The organism is Rhodococcus sp. NCIMB 12038, assembly GCF_002165735.1.
In the GTDB taxonomy this organism is placed as follows: Bacteria; Actinomycetota; Actinomycetes; order Mycobacteriales; family Mycobacteriaceae; genus Rhodococcus_F.
Genome location: NZ_NHML01000033.1, coordinates 92,414 through 108,436, shown reverse-complemented (window position 1 = coordinate 108,436; position 16,023 = coordinate 92,414). Strand labels below are relative to the sequence as shown.

Genomic DNA, 16,023 nt, shown 5'->3' with positions numbered 1-16,023 from the left:
CGCGCGGAACTGGCAGGGCGCTTGGTCGGCAACTCGCGGCGCTCACTCATCGAAATCGCCGACATGCTCTCCTTCTCCTCACCCAGCAACTTCTCCCGCTGGTTCAAAACCAGCTTCGGCTGCAGTCCCACCGCCTGGCGTGCATCCGCAGTGGAGGCATCGTCGGAATAACGGATGACCTGAATGCCCCGCACCTCCCGCTCCCGGCGCGAATTACCGCACCAGCTTCACCGCCTGGGTGACGTTGAACGTCGCGCGTTCGTCGATCCGCAGTCCGGACCGGGCGAGCGCGGCGAATGCCTCGGTGTCCTCGAAGTGGTACGGCGGCAGCGTCCACACCTCGTTGGACGTGTGCCGGATGATGCGCTCGCTGTCGCGTTCGTAGTCGGTGAAGAACCAGACCACGGAGCACGAGTCGAGCGCGCTCGCGAGGTCCGGGACGGCGAGTTCGTCGTCCCACAGCGACCCCCGGCTCGCGGCGGTGGTCCCGAGCCCGATGTCGCGGGTGCCGTCGAAGGCGTCCGGCCGCACGTCCTTCACGAGCCGCAGCGACGTGGGGTTCCAGGCCGGTTTGTCGAAGAGCACGCAGTCCCCGGGCCGGAGGTGCTGCCCGGCGAAGACGTTGACGGTGCTGAAGTCCATGCCGCTGGGTTTCGCCCACTGCTCGCGCTGGGCGACGTACCCCGGCGACGCGGCCACCGCGAACACGGCCAGCACCGCGGCGGTCTGCCACCATTTCCGGGTCAGCGCGGCCAGGCAGAGCCCGCCGATCAGGGCCACCGCGGGCGTCGTGAACGTGAAGTACCGCGGGAGGTACACCGGGCTGCGCAGCAGCGAGTAGGCGAGCAGCAGCGCCATCGGCACGGCGACCCACGGCAGCGCGACGGACAGCACCGGGGGCAGCCGGCGACCGCGCGCCAGCGCCACCGCCCCGGCCACCACCAGCACGGCGAACAGCACCGCGAACCACGGTGCGCCGACGAACCACTGGTACTCGGCCACGGCCCGCGGCAGGTGGCCGTCGAGCGGCGGGATCCACGCCACCTGGACGGCTTCCCGGCGCACCAACGCCACGAACGGCGCCGCGACCGCCATCCCGGCGGCCGTGGCCGGCGCCCATCCGAGCCAGGACCGCCGGGCCGCACGGAGCAGCAGGAGCGTCAGCAGGTGCGCGGGGACCAGCGTAAGGAGGTAGACGAACAGCACGATCGACACGGCCAGGCCTGCGGCGTACAGCGCCCACAGCCACCACCGCCGGAGTCTCAGTGCCGCAAGGAGAATCACCGTCAGCCAGACCGCGGCCGCCGCTGTGGCCGCGTACCCGCGGGCCTCCGCGGCCGCCCACGTGACGCTGGGCAGGATCACGAACAGGAGCCCGGACAGCACCGCCACCCGCCGGGTCGAGATCAGCGCACCGAGCACCACCACACCCGCGCCCGCGGCGCCCACGGCGAGGGCACTCGGGAACCGCGCCGAGAACTCCGACGCCCCGAACACCGCGAACCAGTACCGCATCGCGACGTAGTACAGCCCGTGCACGGCGTCGATGTGGCCGAGCATGTTCGACAGGTCCGGCCGGGACCGCTGACTCGAATACAGCGTCGCGACCTCGTCGTACCAGAACGACGGACGCCAACTCCACGCCGCACCGAGCAGCACACCGACAGCGAAGACGAGCAGCGAATCCCGCGACAGCCCACGCACATCGCGGGCCGGCGACGGTCCGGGCAACGTCACTGACCGTACAGGCGAGCCCAGTTCTCCCGGCTGGTGAGCTGCGGCAACGCATCCCGGTACTGACGCTGCGTCGACGCCGCATCCTCGCGGAACCGCTTCATCAGCTTCGCGGTCCGGGCGGTGAGTTCGCGCGCGGTCTCCTTGTCGCGGCGGCGCACCCGCACCCCGGACTGGGAGGCGTCGGTGATGACGGCGGTGTCGAACAGCGACACGTGCCACCAGTGCGCCTCGGCCACAGGGATACTCGCGACACCGTGCTGGGTGCGGCCGAGCCACTGGTACGCCGCGCGCTTGGCGAGGACGAGGTCGATCTTGCTCTTGTCCGGCTCGAAACCGGCGTACCGGGTGACGAGGTCGGAGTTGCGGACACCGGGAATGTTCGTCGCGGGATGTTTGACGGTTTCCGGGAACCGCTTGCGCTCCTCCCGGATCGCCGCCAGCACGGCCTGGCCGCCGTCCTCGAGCACCTTCGGACCCTCGAGGAAGTCCTCGATGCCGCGAATCATGGTGTACGCCAACCCGTACTGCATCGACACGAGGTACTGGGTGATCTCCCGGGTCATCATCTTGCTCAGCGACTTGGCGTCGAAGTCGCTGTGCAGCGCGGCGGCGATCAGCGAGTTGCGGATGCTGAAGTACTTGGCCCAGTCGTCGCGGTCCTTCCAGTGGAAGTCCGCGTGCCACACACCGGCGTTGGGCAGCGTGACCGTGACGAATCCGGCCGCGCGGGCGCGGATGCCGTACTCGATGTCGTCCCACTGGAAGAACATCGGCAGCGGGAGCCCGATCTGCGCAACCACCTCGGCGGGAATCAGGCACGACCACCACGCGTTGTAGCCGGCGTCGACGCGCTTGTGCTGCTTCTTCTTCAGCAGGTTGATGTCGTGCCGCGACCCGGCCGCCCAGCGCCCCGCCTTCAGCTTCGATAGGTCCGCTTCCTCGGCGCTGACGTGCAGGTGCTCCGGGTTCATCAGGTACAGCATCTGCGCGCCGACGAGCGTCGGCTCGGTGGTGACGTTGGCGAACGCGTTCATCCGCAGGATCGACTCCGGCTCGCACAGGATGTCGTCGTCCATCAGGATCAGGTTGGCGTGCTCGTTGATGCCGGACACCTCGTACATGCCGCGGGTGAAGCCGCCGGCCCCGCCGAGGTTCGGTTGCCGCAGGTAGACGAGTTTGTCGCCCAGGATCTCGGCGACCTCCGTGAACTTCTCGCGGTCCGACACATGGTCGCTGCCCTGGTCGACGACGTACACGGCGTCGATGCCGGACGCCATCGTCGGGTCGTTCGCGATGGCGGCGACGGTTTCGGCGCAGTCGTCGGCGCGGTTGAACGTGCAGATCGCGATCGCGGCGGGACGGATCACCGACGGCGCGGCGACGGTCCATTCCAGTTCACTCACGGCGAGGGCGCCGTCGACGGCGGTGAACTCCACCCACAGGGAGCCGCCGTCGAGGTAGGCGTCGAGCTTCGCGGACAGCGTCGCCGTGCCCGTGCCGTCGATCTCCGTCGTCGACAGGATGCGGGAGTTGCCGCCCGAGTCGGATCCGCGCAGCGCCACCACGGCGCGGCCGTCGGCCTCGTGGCGGAAACCGACGGTCACGTCGGTGACCGTGGTCCAGCGCTGGTAGTAGCTGGCCGCGAACCGGCCGAAGTAGGTGTCGGTGTCGACCGTCGCACCCTTCTCGAGGTGTACGACGTGCCGCTCGCGGTGGGCGCGGCCCTTGACGATCCTGGCGTACAGGTCGTCCTTCACCCGGGTGGTCGGTCCCGTGAACAGACCTCGCGCCACCACCAGGCGGTCGGGTGCGCGATGCTCGGTGAGAGCACTCCGGACCGCGGCCGTGCTCCCGTCCACAGGTGCTACCGACGCAGACTCGTTCATAGTGCTCCTACTGTTCCCCGCGAGAGGTGGGCTGGACCGCGCCAACGCGACGGCACGATCCTCTTCTCGGTTCGCAGGGTATCAACCTCGCGAAGCGCTCCCCGACCATGCGAGGCGACCTCCGTCCCGGTGACGGGCCCGCAGCCGGAGCAGTCCCACCCCCATCGCGAGCACATCGGCCCTGGATATGCGGGTTTCGTGGCTGTCGTGGTCGGTGCTCAGACGCACCGGCACCTCGACCGGAACGAGGCCGGCCCGCTCCGCGAGGTAGACGAGTTCGGTGGTGAACAGGAACCCGGGCTCGACGAGGTCGGGGACCAGGCCGCGGATCAGGTCGCCGTCCATCAGGACGGTGCCCTGGGGGTCGCCGGTGCGCATCCCGAGGACCACCCGCCGCAGTGCCGCGAAACCCCACGTCAGGGTTCCCCGGAGCGCGCCGCGCCGCACCTGCGAGTCGGGGTGGGCCTTGGACCCGATCACGACTTCGGGCAACCGGCCGTCGTGGTCCTCGGCGAACTTCTCGGCGCCGTCGAGGTCGTCGAACCCGAACGGCAGGTCGTCGGCGGTCAGCAGCACGTGCGCGCCGCGACTCGCCTCGGCGCCCGTCCGCAACGCGTTGCCCATGCCCTTCTCGCTCCGCAGGACGGTCAGCGTCACGGGCCCGGGCGCCCAGTCCGCGGCGAGGCGGGTGCAGATGTCCACGGTGCCGTCGGTCGAGCCGTTCTCCACGACGATGATCTCGACGTCGTGACCGGCCAGTCGTTCGGCCACCCGGCGGACGGTCTGCTCGATGACGGCGGCGGAATTGTAGGCGGGGACGACCACGGAGAGCGCCTTCGGCGCACGGGCGCCTTTCTGGTCGTGGGAACAACCGAAAAGGCGCACGGGCGCAGCCTAACTCGTAGGCTCGGAGTCCGTGGCACCCTCCGCGTCCGTGTCCTCGACGTTCACCCGATCGATACGCGGCGTCCCCGAATGGGCGGTGGCACTCGCAGTCGCGGTGGCTGCCGCGGCCGTCGCCACGGTTCCCCGGATCGTGTACGACCGCTTCTACTACGGCGGCGACATGCTGGAATCGTTCGTGCCGTCCTGGCACCGGATCGGCGGGGAACTCCTCGCCGGGCGGTGGCTCGCCGTCAATCCCGACGCCTGGATCGGCGGCAACTACGCGGGCGAGGCCGCCTACGGTCTCTACAACCCCGTCAACCTCGCCAACTACATGCTGGCCGCGAAGTTCGAGAACCTGTCGGTCGCGTCGTTCGTGATCATGGCCGAGTTCCTCGCGCTGTTCGCCCTCGGCACGTATCTGCTGTGCCGCGAATACGGCGCCCGGCGCGGTCCCGCCGTGCTCGCCGGGCTGACGATTCCGTTCAGCGGTTTCACCCTGTTCTACGAGGCGGCGGGCTGGCCGTCCGGGATGATGGCCGTCGCGTGGGTGACGCTGTTCTGGTGGTCGGCGCTCCGCCTCTCCCGCGGTCGCACGAACCCGCTGTTCACGTTCCTGATCGGCACGCTGACGGTGAGCATGGGCAACCCGTACGCCGCGCTCGGCGCCGTGGTGATCCTCCTCGGCCTCGGGATCGGCCTCCTGGTCCAGCGGGAGTTCTTCCGGTTGCTCGTACTCGGGATCACCGGTGCATGCGCGGGCACCGCCGCGCTGGTGACGTACCTGCCGCTGTTCCTCAGCGTCGACGTCACCACCCGCGCAGGCAGCACCGGCATCTTCAACGACACGTTCCTGCAACCGCCGATCGGCGGCCCCGCGGGCATGAGCAGCCCGTCGTATCTGCCCGTGATCATGACGTTCGGGGGTCCCGTCGAGGTGATCCCGTCGCTGTACCTCGCGTGGTTCGTGCTGCCGCTGCTGCCGTGGCTGCCGTGGGGCCGGATCCGCATGCTGTTCGCGTCCCCGGGGTTCCGGCGCACTCACGGGCGACCGCTCGTCAGCCTGGCGATCATCACGGTTGTCTACTTCCTCTTCACGTTCGGACCGTCGAACGTCGGGATGTTCCGCTGGCCGATCCGGCTGGTCGAATACCTGTACCTGTGCGTGGTGATCGGCCTGTCGCTCGCGCTGTCGCTGGGACTGTCCCGCGACCGGGTGCGCCGGCGGGCGACGGCGTCGGCGGTGCTGATCGCGCTGGGTTTCTATCTGGCGTTCGCGTCCTCCCCGGCCCTGACCAGCAGGCACGCGCTGTTCACGCTGCTCGTCGCGGCGCTGTGCGCGATCGCGTACTTCGCCTGGCGCAGTCTGGGCCCGGGCGGTCTCGTCGCCGCCCTCGTCCTGGGAACGGTGGCGGTGACGGCCGCGCAGGTCTGGTCCCTCACCCACGACGTCGACCGCGACAGCCGCGTCGACCCGTCCAGCACGTCGCTGCTGTCCGCGCAGACCGACCGCTACCAGGGCACCGTCCTGCAACTCGCCGACCTGGCCGACACCTCCCCCGACGACGTCACCGCGGGCCGGATCCTGTTCGGCAACGAGATCATGGCGTCGTCCGCGGAGGGCAGCATCAACGCGTACACCGGCATCGGGTTCACCAAATTCCAGGAGGCCCTGTGCATGGACTACCGGGGCGCCGTCTGCCCCGGGGTGTACGGGGCGCTGTGGCAGCCGGTGAACGCGGACATTCCGATTCCGCTGATCGACTACCTGCGGGTGTCGACGCTGGTGGTGGAGCACCACCTGGTGCCCGAGGTGGAGACGGCGCCGCCCCCACCCGGCTGGCACGTCACCGAACGCAGCGACTCCCGGACGGTGCTGCAGCGCGACCGGCCGCTGCCCCTGCCCGGGCGGGTGTCGTTCGCGTCCGACGGCGTCCGGGTGCTCTCGTCCGACACCGAAGCGGCGACGGAGACCGTGCGGGTGACGGGCGCCGGCGGCACCGTCTCGTTCGCCCGCCTCGCGTGGCCCGGCTACTCGGCCACCATGGACGGCGAGCCGGTGGACGCGCCCGCGGGCTGGCACGGTCTGCTCCAGGTGTCGGTGCCGCCAGGCGACCACGAACTGGTGGTGACGTTCCGGCCGCCGCGGGAGAACCTGTCCGTCGCGGCGTTCGGGGCCGCGACGGTCGTGGTGCTGATCCTGTCCGTCGTCGACCCGGTGGTCCGCCGCCGGAAGCTCAGCGGGGCGACCACCCGGACGACGTGAACGCCGACACGTCGGCGGAGCCGGATCCCGCGGCCGCTGCGGACGACAACGCGTCGGCGATCAGCTGGTGGCCGACCTGGTTCGGGTGGTCGCCGTCGTCGGCCAGCAGTCCGGTGGGGTCGCCGTCGCCCCATGTCCCCTTGAAGGTGCTGAACAGGTCGACGTACGTGGCGCCCTCCGCGCCCGCGACCCCCGAGATGACGTCGTTGGCGCGCAACGTCAGCGCGGCGCTGTCGCGGAGGAATTGCGGGCCGTACAAGTCGCGGGCCACGTCGCCGTCCGGGAAGACGTCCCAGTACCCGGTGACCAGCACCGCGGTCGGCTGACCGGCCCGCAGTTCGGCGATGCGGTCGAGCACGGACGTCAACGTGGTCTGCAGTTGCGGCAGCACCGGCGCGAAGCAGCCGAGCCCGTCGTCGCCGCCGCAGTCGCCGTCCAGGTAGTCGTCGAGTTCGGTGTAGAAGTCGTTGGCGCCGATCGTGACGGTGACGAGATCGGCGGCACTCACCGCGTCGGCGTCGTATGCGCCGGGTTCGAGGGAGTCGAGCAGGTCGGTGCTGGTCCAGCCCCCGACACCCAGGTTCGCCACCTGGACGGGCACGGCGTCGTCGCCGGACAGCTGATCGCCGAACAGTTCCACGAACGGCGTACATCCGGGGCAACCGTCACCGGCCGGGATCGAATCGCCCAGGCCCACGAGCGTCGCGACCACGGGCGGCGATTCTTCCTGCGGCTGCGCCACCGGCGGTGCCGTGGACGTGGAGCAGGCGGCGAGGAGCGGAATCAGCACCGCTACGGGAACACCGAGAATCCAGCGTCGCACAGGGCCTCCCCATCACGTCCTGCGCCTCGGAGGGAGCGCTCGTCACCGGTCCGCACGAATTCTACCGACGGTCGCTGCCCTGCGCCGTTCCCCGCGGGACGGTCCGGACGTGCGCCCGCTCGCCCTGGGGACCGAACAGGCTGAGGATCTCTACGGGCTGCGGTCCGGGATTGCCGAACCAGTGCGGCACGTGGGTGTCGAATTCCGCGACCTCCCCCGGCGTCAGGATCACGTCGTGTTCGCCGAGCAGCAGTCGCAGCCGGCCGGACAGGACGTACAGCCATTCGTAGCCCTCGTGGACCTGCAGGTTCGGTACCGCTGTCGGGTCGCCCGGCGGGATCACGTGCATGAACGCCTGGATCCCGCCTGGCCTGCGGGTGAGCGGGATGATCGTCGTGCCGTTGCGGTCGAGGGGCCGCAGGTGGACGCGCGGGTCGCCGGTCGCGGGTGCGTCGACCAGTTCGTCCAGGGGCAGCTGGTGGGCGCGGGCCAGCAGCAGCATCAGTTCGAGGGTGGGTTTGCGCTGACCGGCCTCCAGCCGCGACAGCGTGCTCACCGAGATCCCGGTGGATTCGGAGAGCTGGGCGAGGGTCGCGCCCCGCTGCTGCCGGAGCGCTTTGAGCCGCGGTCCCACGGCGTCGAGGACGCCGTCCAGATCGAGTAGATCGTCGTTCACACCACCATGTTGCCACACTGGCAAACATTCTTGCCAGGATCGCGATCTCCCCGAACAGTGGACGTCACGAGGTCGACGAACGAAGGAGAACGCGATGGAAGACAGCTACGACGTAGTGGTCATCGGAGGCGGCGCGGCCGGACTCAGCGGGGCACTGACCCTGTCGCGGGCCCGCCGATCCGTGCTCGTGATCGACGCGGGCGAACCCCGCAACGCACCGGCCGGGCACATTCACAACTATCTGGGCCGAGAGGGCACCCCGCCCGGTGAACTCCTGGCCGCCGGACGCGAGGAGGTCACCGGCTACGGCGGGGAGATCGTCACCGGAACCGTCACATCCGCCGAGAAGATCGGGGACGGAGAGTTCCGGGTGACGCTTCTCGACGGCCGGACCGTCGGGGCGCGGCGGCTGCTCGTGACCACCGGACTCGTCGACGTCCTCCCCGACATCCCCGGCGTGGCCGAACGGTGGGGACGGGACGTGCTGCACTGCCCGTACTGCCACGGGTGGGAGGTCCGGGACCAGCCGGTGGGCGTCCTGGCCGGCAGCCCGCTGGCGGTGCACCAGGCGCTGATGTGGAGCCAGTGGACCGATCAGGTGACGTTGTTTTTGAACGACGCGAACGAACCCACCGGCGAGGAGTACGAGCAACTCGCCGCCCGCGGCGTCGCCGTGATCGACGGGGGCGTGGCCGGACTCGAGGTGCGCGGCGACCGGCTGACCGGTGTCCGGCTGCGCACGGGCCGGGTCTTCCCCCTCGCCGCCGTGGTGGTCCCGCCGCTGTTCCGGGCCCGCGCCGACTTCCTCACGACCCTCGGCCTCGGCACCACCGAGATGGAGATGGCCGGACACGTGATCGGCACCGCCGTCGCCGCCGACGCGACCGGCGCCACCGCGGTTCCCGGGGTGTGGGTGGCAGGCAACGTCGCGGACCCGAAGGCGCAGGTGATCGTAGCCGCCGGAGCCGGACTGACCGCCGCCGCCACCCTCAACGCCGACCTCATCGCGGAAGACACCCGCCTGGCGGTCGCCGGAGCGCTCAGCCGGTAGCCGACACGGTCGCCTCGTGGACCACGCGGTGCGCGGGCAGGATCGACTCGCGCTCCGCGTCGGCGTCCCCCTCGCCGCCGACCAGCCCGACGTAATGCGCGAGCTGGGCGGCGAGGGGTTCGTCGCTGTAGCGGATGGTGGGGATCTCGATCACCGTCTGCTGCTTGTACCCGTCGCGGTCGGCGGGCAGGTCGTCGTCGATGTGCCGGTAGATGGTGATGTCGCGGCGCAGCAGGTCGATCTCGATCAGACGGTCCGGCTCCAGCAGCGACAACTGCCGCACCTTCCGCTGACTCACCCGGCTGGCCGAGATGGTGGCGACCGCACCGGATTCGAATCGCAGCACCGCCTCCGCGCAGTCCTCGGCGTCGTTGCGCCGCGAACGATCGTGGAAGTAGCCGAATTCGGCCTTCACCCCGACCGGCGGCGATCCGACGAATCCGATCGCGAGGTCGACGTCGTGGATCAGCAGGTCCGTCGCGACGCCGGTGGGGATGCGGGAGACGAACGGCGAGTGCCGGATTCCGTTGACCTGCCACACGTCACCGGCGAATTCGCGCGCCGTCCGCACCGCCGGGTTGAACCGCTCGAGCAGACCGCACATCAGCGGGACACCCGTCGCGGCGGCGCGTTTCACCAGATCGGTGCTCTCCTCGTACGTTGCGGCGAGCGGCTTTTCGACGAGCAGCGGCTTCCCGAGGTCCAGGACGCGGCCGGCCACCTCGTAGTGTGCGGGTGTCGCGGCCGCGACGACGACGGCGTCGATGCCGTCCAGGTCGTCGAAATCCGCGGCCCACTCGGCGCCGAACCGCTCGGCGACTTCCCGTCCGTGGTCTTCCCGCGGTTCCACGAGCAGCGCCAGGTCGCACAGCGGCGACTGCGCGAGGACGCGGGCGTGCAGCGAACCCATCTTCCCGGATCCGACGAGCGCGATCCGCGGTCGCGTGGACGTCATCACGCCTCCATCGCCTCGCGGACAGCCGCGACGATCCGGTCGACGTCGTCGGTGGAAAGCGCGGCGTGAACGGGGATGCTGAGGCATCGGCGGGCCACCGACGTCGCGATCGGGGTCGGCGAGACGATCACCCGGGGATGCTCGCGGTAGCAGTCGTAGTCGTAGACGGTTCTCGGGTAGTAGATGCCGCTGCCCACACCGCGATCGCCCAGACGCCGGGCGAGGGTGTCGCGGTCGATCGGTGCGTCCGGCGCGAGGACGACGGTGAACTGGTGCCACACGTGCCCGCGGCCCGCGAGTTCCGAAGGCAGAACCAGACCTTCGACGTCCTTCAACCCGGTCCGCAGCGCCTCCGCGTTGCGCCGGCGCGACTCCACCTGCTGCAGATACGAACCCAGTTGCGGCAACCCGAGACTGGCCTGCAGGTCCGTCATCCGGAAATTCTGGCCCGCCATCTCGTACTCGTAGCGCCCGCGCATGCCCTGATTCCGCAGCACCCGTAACCGGTCGGCCACCGCGTCGTCGTCCGTCGTGACCATCCCGCCCTCGGCGGTGGTGAGATTCTTGGTGGCGTAGAACGAGAAGCAGCCGAGCCCGAAACTGCCCGCGCCCCTGCCGTCGAACGTCGCGCCGTGCGCCTGCGCCGCGTCCTCGACGACGGCCAGTCCCCGCGACTCGGCCAGCGGCATCAGCGCACCCATGTCCGCGGTCTGCCCGTACAGGTGCACCGGCATCAGCACCCGGGTGCGTTCGTTCACGCACTGCTCCGCGACGTCGGGGTCGATCGCGAAGTCGGCCTCCCCGATGTCGGCGAACCGTGCCGTCGCGCCGGCGTCGAGGATCGCGTTGAGCGTCGCCACGAACGTGAACGGGGTGGTGAGCACCTCGTCGCCGGGCTGGAGGTCCAGCACCCGCAGCGCCGCGATGAGCGCGGTGGTCCCGCTGTTGACGGCCACCGCGTGCCGGGTGCCGACGAGTTCGGCAAACCCCTCCTCGAACCTCGCGACCTTCGGTCCCTGCGCGACCATCCCGGATCGCAGGGTGTCGAGGACCTCGCGCTCGACATCCTCTCCGAAGGAAATACTCGAGATCGCGATCACGGTTCCTCCGATAGATTGACGTGCAGTTCACACCGTCTTCACAGATTGCAACCCCTTGAAGGTTCCCACGGTCTGCACGGCTCCTGGAAGGAATCCGAAACTTTCATGACCATCGGTGAAAACTGCGAGATCCACCCGACCGTCGTGATAGGCGACGGCGTCACCGTCGGGGACCGTGTCAGCATCGGACCGTATGCCGTCCTCACCGGCCCCCTCGACATCGGCGACGACTGCTGGATCGGCGCCCACGCAACGCTCGGGGCGCCGCCGGAGTGGATCGGGAAGACGCATCCCCGCACGTGGACGGAGGTCAGCCCGCACCGGGGTGTGGTGATCGGCGCCGGCACCGTGATCCGGGAGATGAGCGCCGTCCAGCAAGGCGCCGAGCGGCCGACGACCATCGGGCGCGGCGGATTCGTCATGAACCACACGTCCGTCGAGCACGACGTCCGGATCGGCGAAGACTGCGTCCTGTCACCGTCGAGCACCCTCGGCGGCCACGTGACCCTCGGCGACGGCGTCAATATCGGCATGAGCGCGGTGGTGCATCAGCGGCGGGTGATCGGGGCGCGCGCGATGGTCGGAATGGGATCGGTCGTCGCCAAGGACATTCCGCCGTTCGCCACGGTGTTCGGCAATCCCGCCGTCCTGCGCGGCGCCAACCGGGTGGGGATGAGCCGGTCCGGGATCGCCGACCGGGACATCGAGGCGGTGGTGAATCTGTTCGCGTCGGGGCGGCTCGAGGCGGACGCGGAACTCCCGCGGTCGCTCGCCGACGCGTTCGCGTGGTGGCGTGGGCTTGCGGTGAAACCGCTCGTTTCCTGATCCTGCGCCCCCTGATTGCTATCGTCGGAAACGAACGCTGCACTGCCGCAGCGCACTGCCGGTGAGGGGGTGGTCCTCGTGGACACCGATCCCGAGATCGTCCCCGACCGCGGCGGCCGCGCCGTCCTGATGAACGCGCTGCGAATCCTCGTCACCCTCGCGATCGTCGTCGCCGTCGTGTTCGCCGTGAAATCGCAGTGGGCCGAGGTCCGGGACACCATCAGCCAGTTGGACTGGTGGGCGCTCGCCGCCTCCGCGGTGTTCGTGTTCCTCGGCATGGCCGCCGCGGTGCGCGCGTGGCAGCACGCGCTCGGCGCCCTCGAACACCCGATTCCCGCGTTCGACGCCGCCCGCTGCTATCTGGTCGGCCAGCTCGGCAAGTATCTGCCGGGCAGCGTGTGGGCGTTCGTCCTCCAGACCGAACTCGTCCGCCGGGCCGGGGTGTCGCGTGCCAACGGATTCGTCGCCGTCCTCGTCACCGTCGGGCTGAGCATCACATCCGCACTGGTCGTCGGGCTGCTGGCGCTGCCCGCCCTGTTCCACATCAGCACCGTCGCGGCGGTCGCGGTGATCGTGCTCGTCCCGATCGCTCTGGTCTGCTGCTATCCCCCGATCCTCACCCGGCTGGTGAACCTGGCCCTGCGGATCCTGCGGCGCGCCCCGCTGCACCGGCAGTTGACGATGCACAAGATCGGGCGGGCCCTCGGCTGGTGCGCCGTCAGCTGGGTGCTGTACGGCGTGCATCTGTGGCTCCTCGCGTCGAGCACGTCGGGGTTCGCGGTGGGCACCCTGGTGCAGTGCATCGGCGCGATCGCCCTCGGCATGTGCGCCGGGGTGCTGGTGGTCGTCGCACCGTCCGGCATCGGGGTACGCGAGGCCGTCGTCGTCGCGGCGCTGTCGCCGTTCATGGACAGCGGGGTGGCGCTCGGGCTGGCCCTCGCATCCCGCCTGGTGTTCACGCTGTGCGAGGTGCTCGCCGGCTTCGTCGCTGCGGTCGCCGGTTCGCGTTCGCTGCGCAACGCCCTCGTGCACGAGGATTCCCGGGTGCCGCAGCCGTCGTGAGGAGACCGCGATGACGGACGCCTGGGAGGTCGATCCCGCGTACGAGAACTACATCGGTCGCTGGAGCAGGCTGGTCGCGCCGCGGTTCCTGCGGTGGCTGGCCGCGGGTCCGGGCGGCGTCTGGTGCGACGTGGGGTGCGGGACCGGCGCCCTCGCCCACACCGTGCTCCGCCTCTTCGATCCCGCCGGGGTGGTCGGGGTCGAGCCTTCGGAGCCGTTCGCCGCGGCGGCCCGGGCCGGCGCGGACGATCCCCGCCTCGACGTGCGGCCGGGCACCGCCGAATCGATCCCTGCCGCGGACGGCGAGTTCGACCGGGTGGTGTCCGGGCTGGTCCTCAACTTCGTGCCGCATCCGGTGGAGGGGCTCGCCGAGATGCGCCGCGTCACCCGCGCGGGCGGGACGGTCGCCGGGTACGTGTGGGACTACGCCGAGGGCATGCAGATGATCCGCGTCTTCTGGGATGCCGCGCGCGAACTCGACGAGGCGGCCGCGACCCTCGACGAGGGGGTCCGCTTCCCGCTCTGCCGGCCTCAGCCTCTCCGCGACGCGCTGGCCACCGCACGGTTCACCGAGGTGACCGTGCACCCGCTCGACGTTCCCACCGTGTTCGCCGGCTTCGACGACTTCTGGCGGCCGTTCCTCGGCGGTCAGGGCCCCGCGCCCGGCTACTGCACGTCGCTGCCCGCCGGACGCCGAACCGCTCTTCGCGACCTGCTCGATGCCCGACTGCCGCGCGACGACGCCGGGCGCATCGCACTGACGGCGCGGGCGTGGGCGTTCCGCGGGTCGGTCCCGGCCTGACCGGCGCGCCTCAGCCGATGACGGATTCCGTAGCCGCGTACGCCTTCTCCGCGGATTCCTTCTGCGCCCGCCACCACGACTCGTTGTCGCGGTACCACCGCACGGTGGCCTCGAGCCCGCTGCGGAAATCCTCGTACTGCGGCGTCCAGCCCAGTTCGGTGCGCAGACGCGTCGAGTCGATCGCGTAGCGCAGGTCGTGGCCGGGGCGGTCGGTGACGAAGTCGAGGTCGTCGGCGTCGCGGCCGAACAGTTCGAGCAGCGTCCCGACGACGGTCCGGTTGTCGACCTCGCCGTCCGCGCCGATCAGGTACGTCTGGCCGAGACTGCCCTTCTCCAGGATGGTCCAGACGGCCGCGTTGTGGTCGTCGACGTGGATCCAGTCGCGCACGTTCTTCCCGCTGCCGTACAGGCGGGGGCGCACCCCGTCGATCAGGTTGGTGATCTGACGCGGAATGAACTTCTCGACGTGCTGGTAGGGGCCGTAGTTGTTGGAACAGTTCGACAGGGTGGCCCGCACCCCGAACGACCGCGCCCACGCCCGCACCAGCAGGTCGCTCGACGCCTTGGTCGCCGAGTACGGGCTCGACGGGTTGTACGGGGTCGACTCGGTGAAGCGCTCGGGGTCGTCCAGTTCGAGGTCGCCGTACACCTCGTCGGTGGAGATGTGGTGATAGCGGACGTCGTGGGCGCGGACGGCCTGCAGCAGCGAGAACGTGCCGATCACGTTCGTCTGCACGAACGGCGTCGGATCGGCCAGCGAATTGTCGTTGTGCGATTCCGCGGCGAAGTGCACCACCGCGTCCGACTCCGCGACCAGGCGATCCACCAGCGCGAAATCCGCCACATCGCCGTGCACGAACTCGATGCGGTCGGCCACCGCGTCGAGCGAGCGCCGGTTGCCGGCGTACGTCAGCGCGTCGAGCACCGTCACCTGCACGTCCGGCCGCTCGGCGACCGTCTGGTGCACGAAATTCGCACCGATGAACCCGGCGCCGCCGGTCACGAGAAGCCTCATGTGCACCCACCCTAGTGGCGAGCCCGAGTTTCTATCCGGCGCGAACACTGGAACACTGCGCACATGCGTGGAATCATCCTGGCAGGCGGCACCGGGTCCCGGTTGCACCCGATCACCCTCGGAGTGAGCAAGCAACTGGTCCCGGTCTACGACAAGCCGATGATCTACTACCCGCTCTCCACCCTGATGCTGGCGAACATCCGGGACATCCTCGTCATCACCACCCCGCACGACGCCGAGCAGTTCCGCCGGCTGCTCGGCGACGGCTCGCAGTTCGGGGTGAACCTCACGTACAAGGTGCAGGCGGAACCGAACGGCCTCGCGCAGGCGTTCGTCCTCGGCGCCGACCACATCGGCGACCAGTCCGTGTCCCTCGTGCTCGGCGACAACATCTTCTACGGCCCCGGTCTCGGTTCCCGGCTGAACCGCTTCGAGAACATCGACGGCGGCGCCGTCTTCGCCTACTGGGTGTCCGATCCCAGCGCCTACGGTGTGGTCGAGTTCGACGACACCGGCCGCGCCATGTCGATCGAGGAGAAGCCGGCCACCCCGAAGTCGAACTTCTCGATCCCCGGGCTGTACTTCTACGACAACGACGTCGTCTCCATCGCGCGCGACCTGAGGCCGTCGGACCGCGGCGAATACGAGATCACCGACGTCAACCAGGCCTACCTGCAGGCCGGACGGTTGCAGGTCGAGGTGCTGCCCCGCGGAACGGCGTGGCTCGACACGGGCACCGTCGATTCGCTGCTCGAGGCGTCGAACTTCGTGCGCACGCTCGAACACCGGCAGGGGCTGAAGATCGGCGTCCCGGAAGAGGTCGCGTGGCGCCGCGGGTTCATCACCGACGCCGAACTGTGTTCGCGTGCGGAGGCTCTCGGCAAATCGGGCTACGGCGACTACCTCCTCGAACTTCTCGAACGCGGCAAGGACTGGTGAC

The 16,023-nt window shown here is 69.8% G+C and carries 15 protein-coding genes; 7 read left to right on the top strand and 8 right to left on the bottom strand.

From position 1 onward, the window contains the following. Positions 1–21: 21 nt before the first annotated feature. A complete protein-coding gene (locus tag CA951_RS35045) occupies positions 22–171 on the top strand; it encodes a helix-turn-helix domain-containing protein (RefSeq protein WP_373414833.1) in 150 nt (49 codons plus the stop codon). A gap of 42 nt (positions 172–213) precedes the next feature. On the opposite strand, the gene CA951_RS35040 is transcribed toward CA951_RS35045, so the two are convergent. From CA951_RS35040 to CA951_RS35030, 3 genes are all read right to left on the bottom strand, one after another. Next, on the bottom strand, positions 214–1,737 hold the full coding sequence (locus tag CA951_RS35040; RefSeq protein WP_087561243.1) for a glycosyltransferase family 39 protein: 1,524 nt from the start codon (positions 1,735–1,737) through the stop codon (positions 214–216). Next, on the bottom strand, positions 1,734–3,623 hold the full coding sequence (locus CA951_RS35035) for a glycosyltransferase (protein ID WP_087561242.1): 1,890 nt from the start codon (positions 3,621–3,623) through the stop codon (positions 1,734–1,736). Before CA951_RS35035 ends, CA951_RS35040 begins: the two co-directional genes overlap by 4 nt. An 81-nt stretch (positions 3,624–3,704) precedes the next feature. Then, on the bottom strand, positions 3,705–4,508 hold the full coding sequence (locus CA951_RS35030; protein ID WP_087561241.1) for a glycosyltransferase: 804 nt from the start codon (positions 4,506–4,508) through the stop codon (positions 3,705–3,707). Between the two features lie 49 nt (positions 4,509–4,557). On the opposite strand from CA951_RS35030, the gene CA951_RS35025 reads away from it, so the two are divergent. Beyond that, positions 4,558–6,774: a hypothetical protein gene (locus tag CA951_RS35025; RefSeq protein WP_179220426.1), complete on the top strand. Its 2,217-nt coding sequence runs from the start codon at positions 4,558–4,560 to the stop codon at positions 6,772–6,774. Here the strand turns inward: CA951_RS35025 and CA951_RS35020 are convergent. Further along, on the bottom strand, positions 6,746–7,597 hold the full coding sequence (locus CA951_RS35020; RefSeq protein WP_087561240.1) for an SGNH/GDSL hydrolase family protein: 852 nt from the start codon (positions 7,595–7,597) through the stop codon (positions 6,746–6,748). The two genes, CA951_RS35025 and CA951_RS35020, sit on opposite strands and share 29 nt — an antisense overlap. A 61-nt stretch (positions 7,598–7,658) precedes the next feature. Continuing rightward, positions 7,659–8,273 (bottom strand): helix-turn-helix domain-containing protein, encoded by a 615-nt coding sequence (locus CA951_RS35015; RefSeq protein WP_179220425.1) that lies wholly within the window; start codon positions 8,271–8,273, stop codon positions 7,659–7,661. A 94-nt stretch (positions 8,274–8,367) separates the two neighbouring features. Here CA951_RS35015 and CA951_RS35010 point away from each other — a divergent pair, with 94 nt between their 5' ends. Further along, positions 8,368–9,324 (top strand): NAD(P)/FAD-dependent oxidoreductase, encoded by a 957-nt coding sequence (locus CA951_RS35010; RefSeq protein ID WP_087561238.1) that lies wholly within the window; start codon positions 8,368–8,370, stop codon positions 9,322–9,324. Here CA951_RS35010 and CA951_RS35005 read toward each other — a convergent pair. Continuing rightward, complete coding sequence (locus tag CA951_RS35005; RefSeq protein ID WP_087561237.1) at positions 9,314–10,279, bottom strand: Gfo/Idh/MocA family protein; 966 nt, start codon at positions 10,277–10,279, stop codon at positions 9,314–9,316. The genes CA951_RS35010 and CA951_RS35005 overlap by 11 nt on opposite strands. Continuing rightward, positions 10,279–11,379, bottom strand: coding sequence for a DegT/DnrJ/EryC1/StrS aminotransferase family protein (locus tag CA951_RS35000; RefSeq protein WP_087561236.1), 1,101 nt, complete (start codon positions 11,377–11,379; stop codon positions 10,279–10,281). The genes CA951_RS35005 and CA951_RS35000 overlap by 1 nt, the downstream gene beginning before the upstream one ends. A 105-nt stretch (positions 11,380–11,484) precedes the next feature. Between CA951_RS35000 and CA951_RS34995 the strand changes: the two genes are divergently transcribed. From CA951_RS34995 to CA951_RS34985, 3 genes are all read left to right on the top strand, one after another. Continuing rightward, a complete protein-coding gene (locus CA951_RS34995; RefSeq protein ID WP_087561235.1) occupies positions 11,485–12,204 on the top strand; it encodes a DapH/DapD/GlmU-related protein in 720 nt (239 codons plus the stop codon). Between the two features lie 69 nt (positions 12,205–12,273). Further along, entirely contained in the window at positions 12,274–13,266 is a 993-nt protein-coding gene (locus tag CA951_RS34990) for a lysylphosphatidylglycerol synthase transmembrane domain-containing protein (RefSeq protein WP_087561234.1), read from the top strand. Between the two features lie 10 nt (positions 13,267–13,276). Next, on the top strand, positions 13,277–14,068 hold the full coding sequence (locus CA951_RS34985) for a class I SAM-dependent methyltransferase (protein ID WP_087561233.1): 792 nt from the start codon (positions 13,277–13,279) through the stop codon (positions 14,066–14,068). A 10-nt stretch (positions 14,069–14,078) separates the two neighbouring features. Here CA951_RS34985 and rfbB read toward each other — a convergent pair whose 3' ends face one another. Next, positions 14,079–15,083, bottom strand: coding sequence for a dTDP-glucose 4,6-dehydratase (gene rfbB / locus CA951_RS34980; RefSeq protein WP_087561232.1), 1,005 nt, complete (start codon positions 15,081–15,083; stop codon positions 14,079–14,081). A 63-nt stretch (positions 15,084–15,146) separates the two neighbouring features. On the opposite strand from rfbB, the gene rfbA reads away from it, so the two are divergent. Continuing rightward, positions 15,147–16,022: a glucose-1-phosphate thymidylyltransferase RfbA gene (gene rfbA / locus CA951_RS34975; RefSeq protein ID WP_087561231.1), complete on the top strand. Its 876-nt coding sequence runs from the start codon at positions 15,147–15,149 to the stop codon at positions 16,020–16,022. Position 16,023 lies beyond the last annotated feature (1 nt).

What these genes read in the sequence shown, in the direction of transcription:
- CA951_RS35035 (WP_087561242.1), bottom strand. Translation starts at nt 3,623, where the DNA reads ATGAACGAGTCTGCGTCGGTAGCACCTGTGGACGGGAGCACGGCCGCG.
- CA951_RS34985 (WP_087561233.1), top strand. Translation starts at nt 13,277, where the DNA reads ATGACGGACGCCTGGGAGGTCGATCCCGCGTACGAGAACTACATCGGT.
- rfbA (WP_087561231.1), top strand. Translation starts at nt 15,147, where the DNA reads ATGCGTGGAATCATCCTGGCAGGCGGCACCGGGTCCCGGTTGCACCCG.
- CA951_RS35005 (WP_087561237.1), bottom strand. Translation starts at nt 10,279, where the DNA reads ATGACGTCCACGCGACCGCGGATCGCGCTCGTCGGATCCGGGAAGATG.
- CA951_RS35010 (WP_087561238.1), top strand. Translation starts at nt 8,368, where the DNA reads ATGGAAGACAGCTACGACGTAGTGGTCATCGGAGGCGGCGCGGCCGGA.
- CA951_RS34995 (WP_087561235.1), top strand. Translation starts at nt 11,485, where the DNA reads ATGACCATCGGTGAAAACTGCGAGATCCACCCGACCGTCGTGATAGGC.
- rfbB (WP_087561232.1), bottom strand. Translation starts at nt 15,083, where the DNA reads ATGAGGCTTCTCGTGACCGGCGGCGCCGGGTTCATCGGTGCGAATTTC.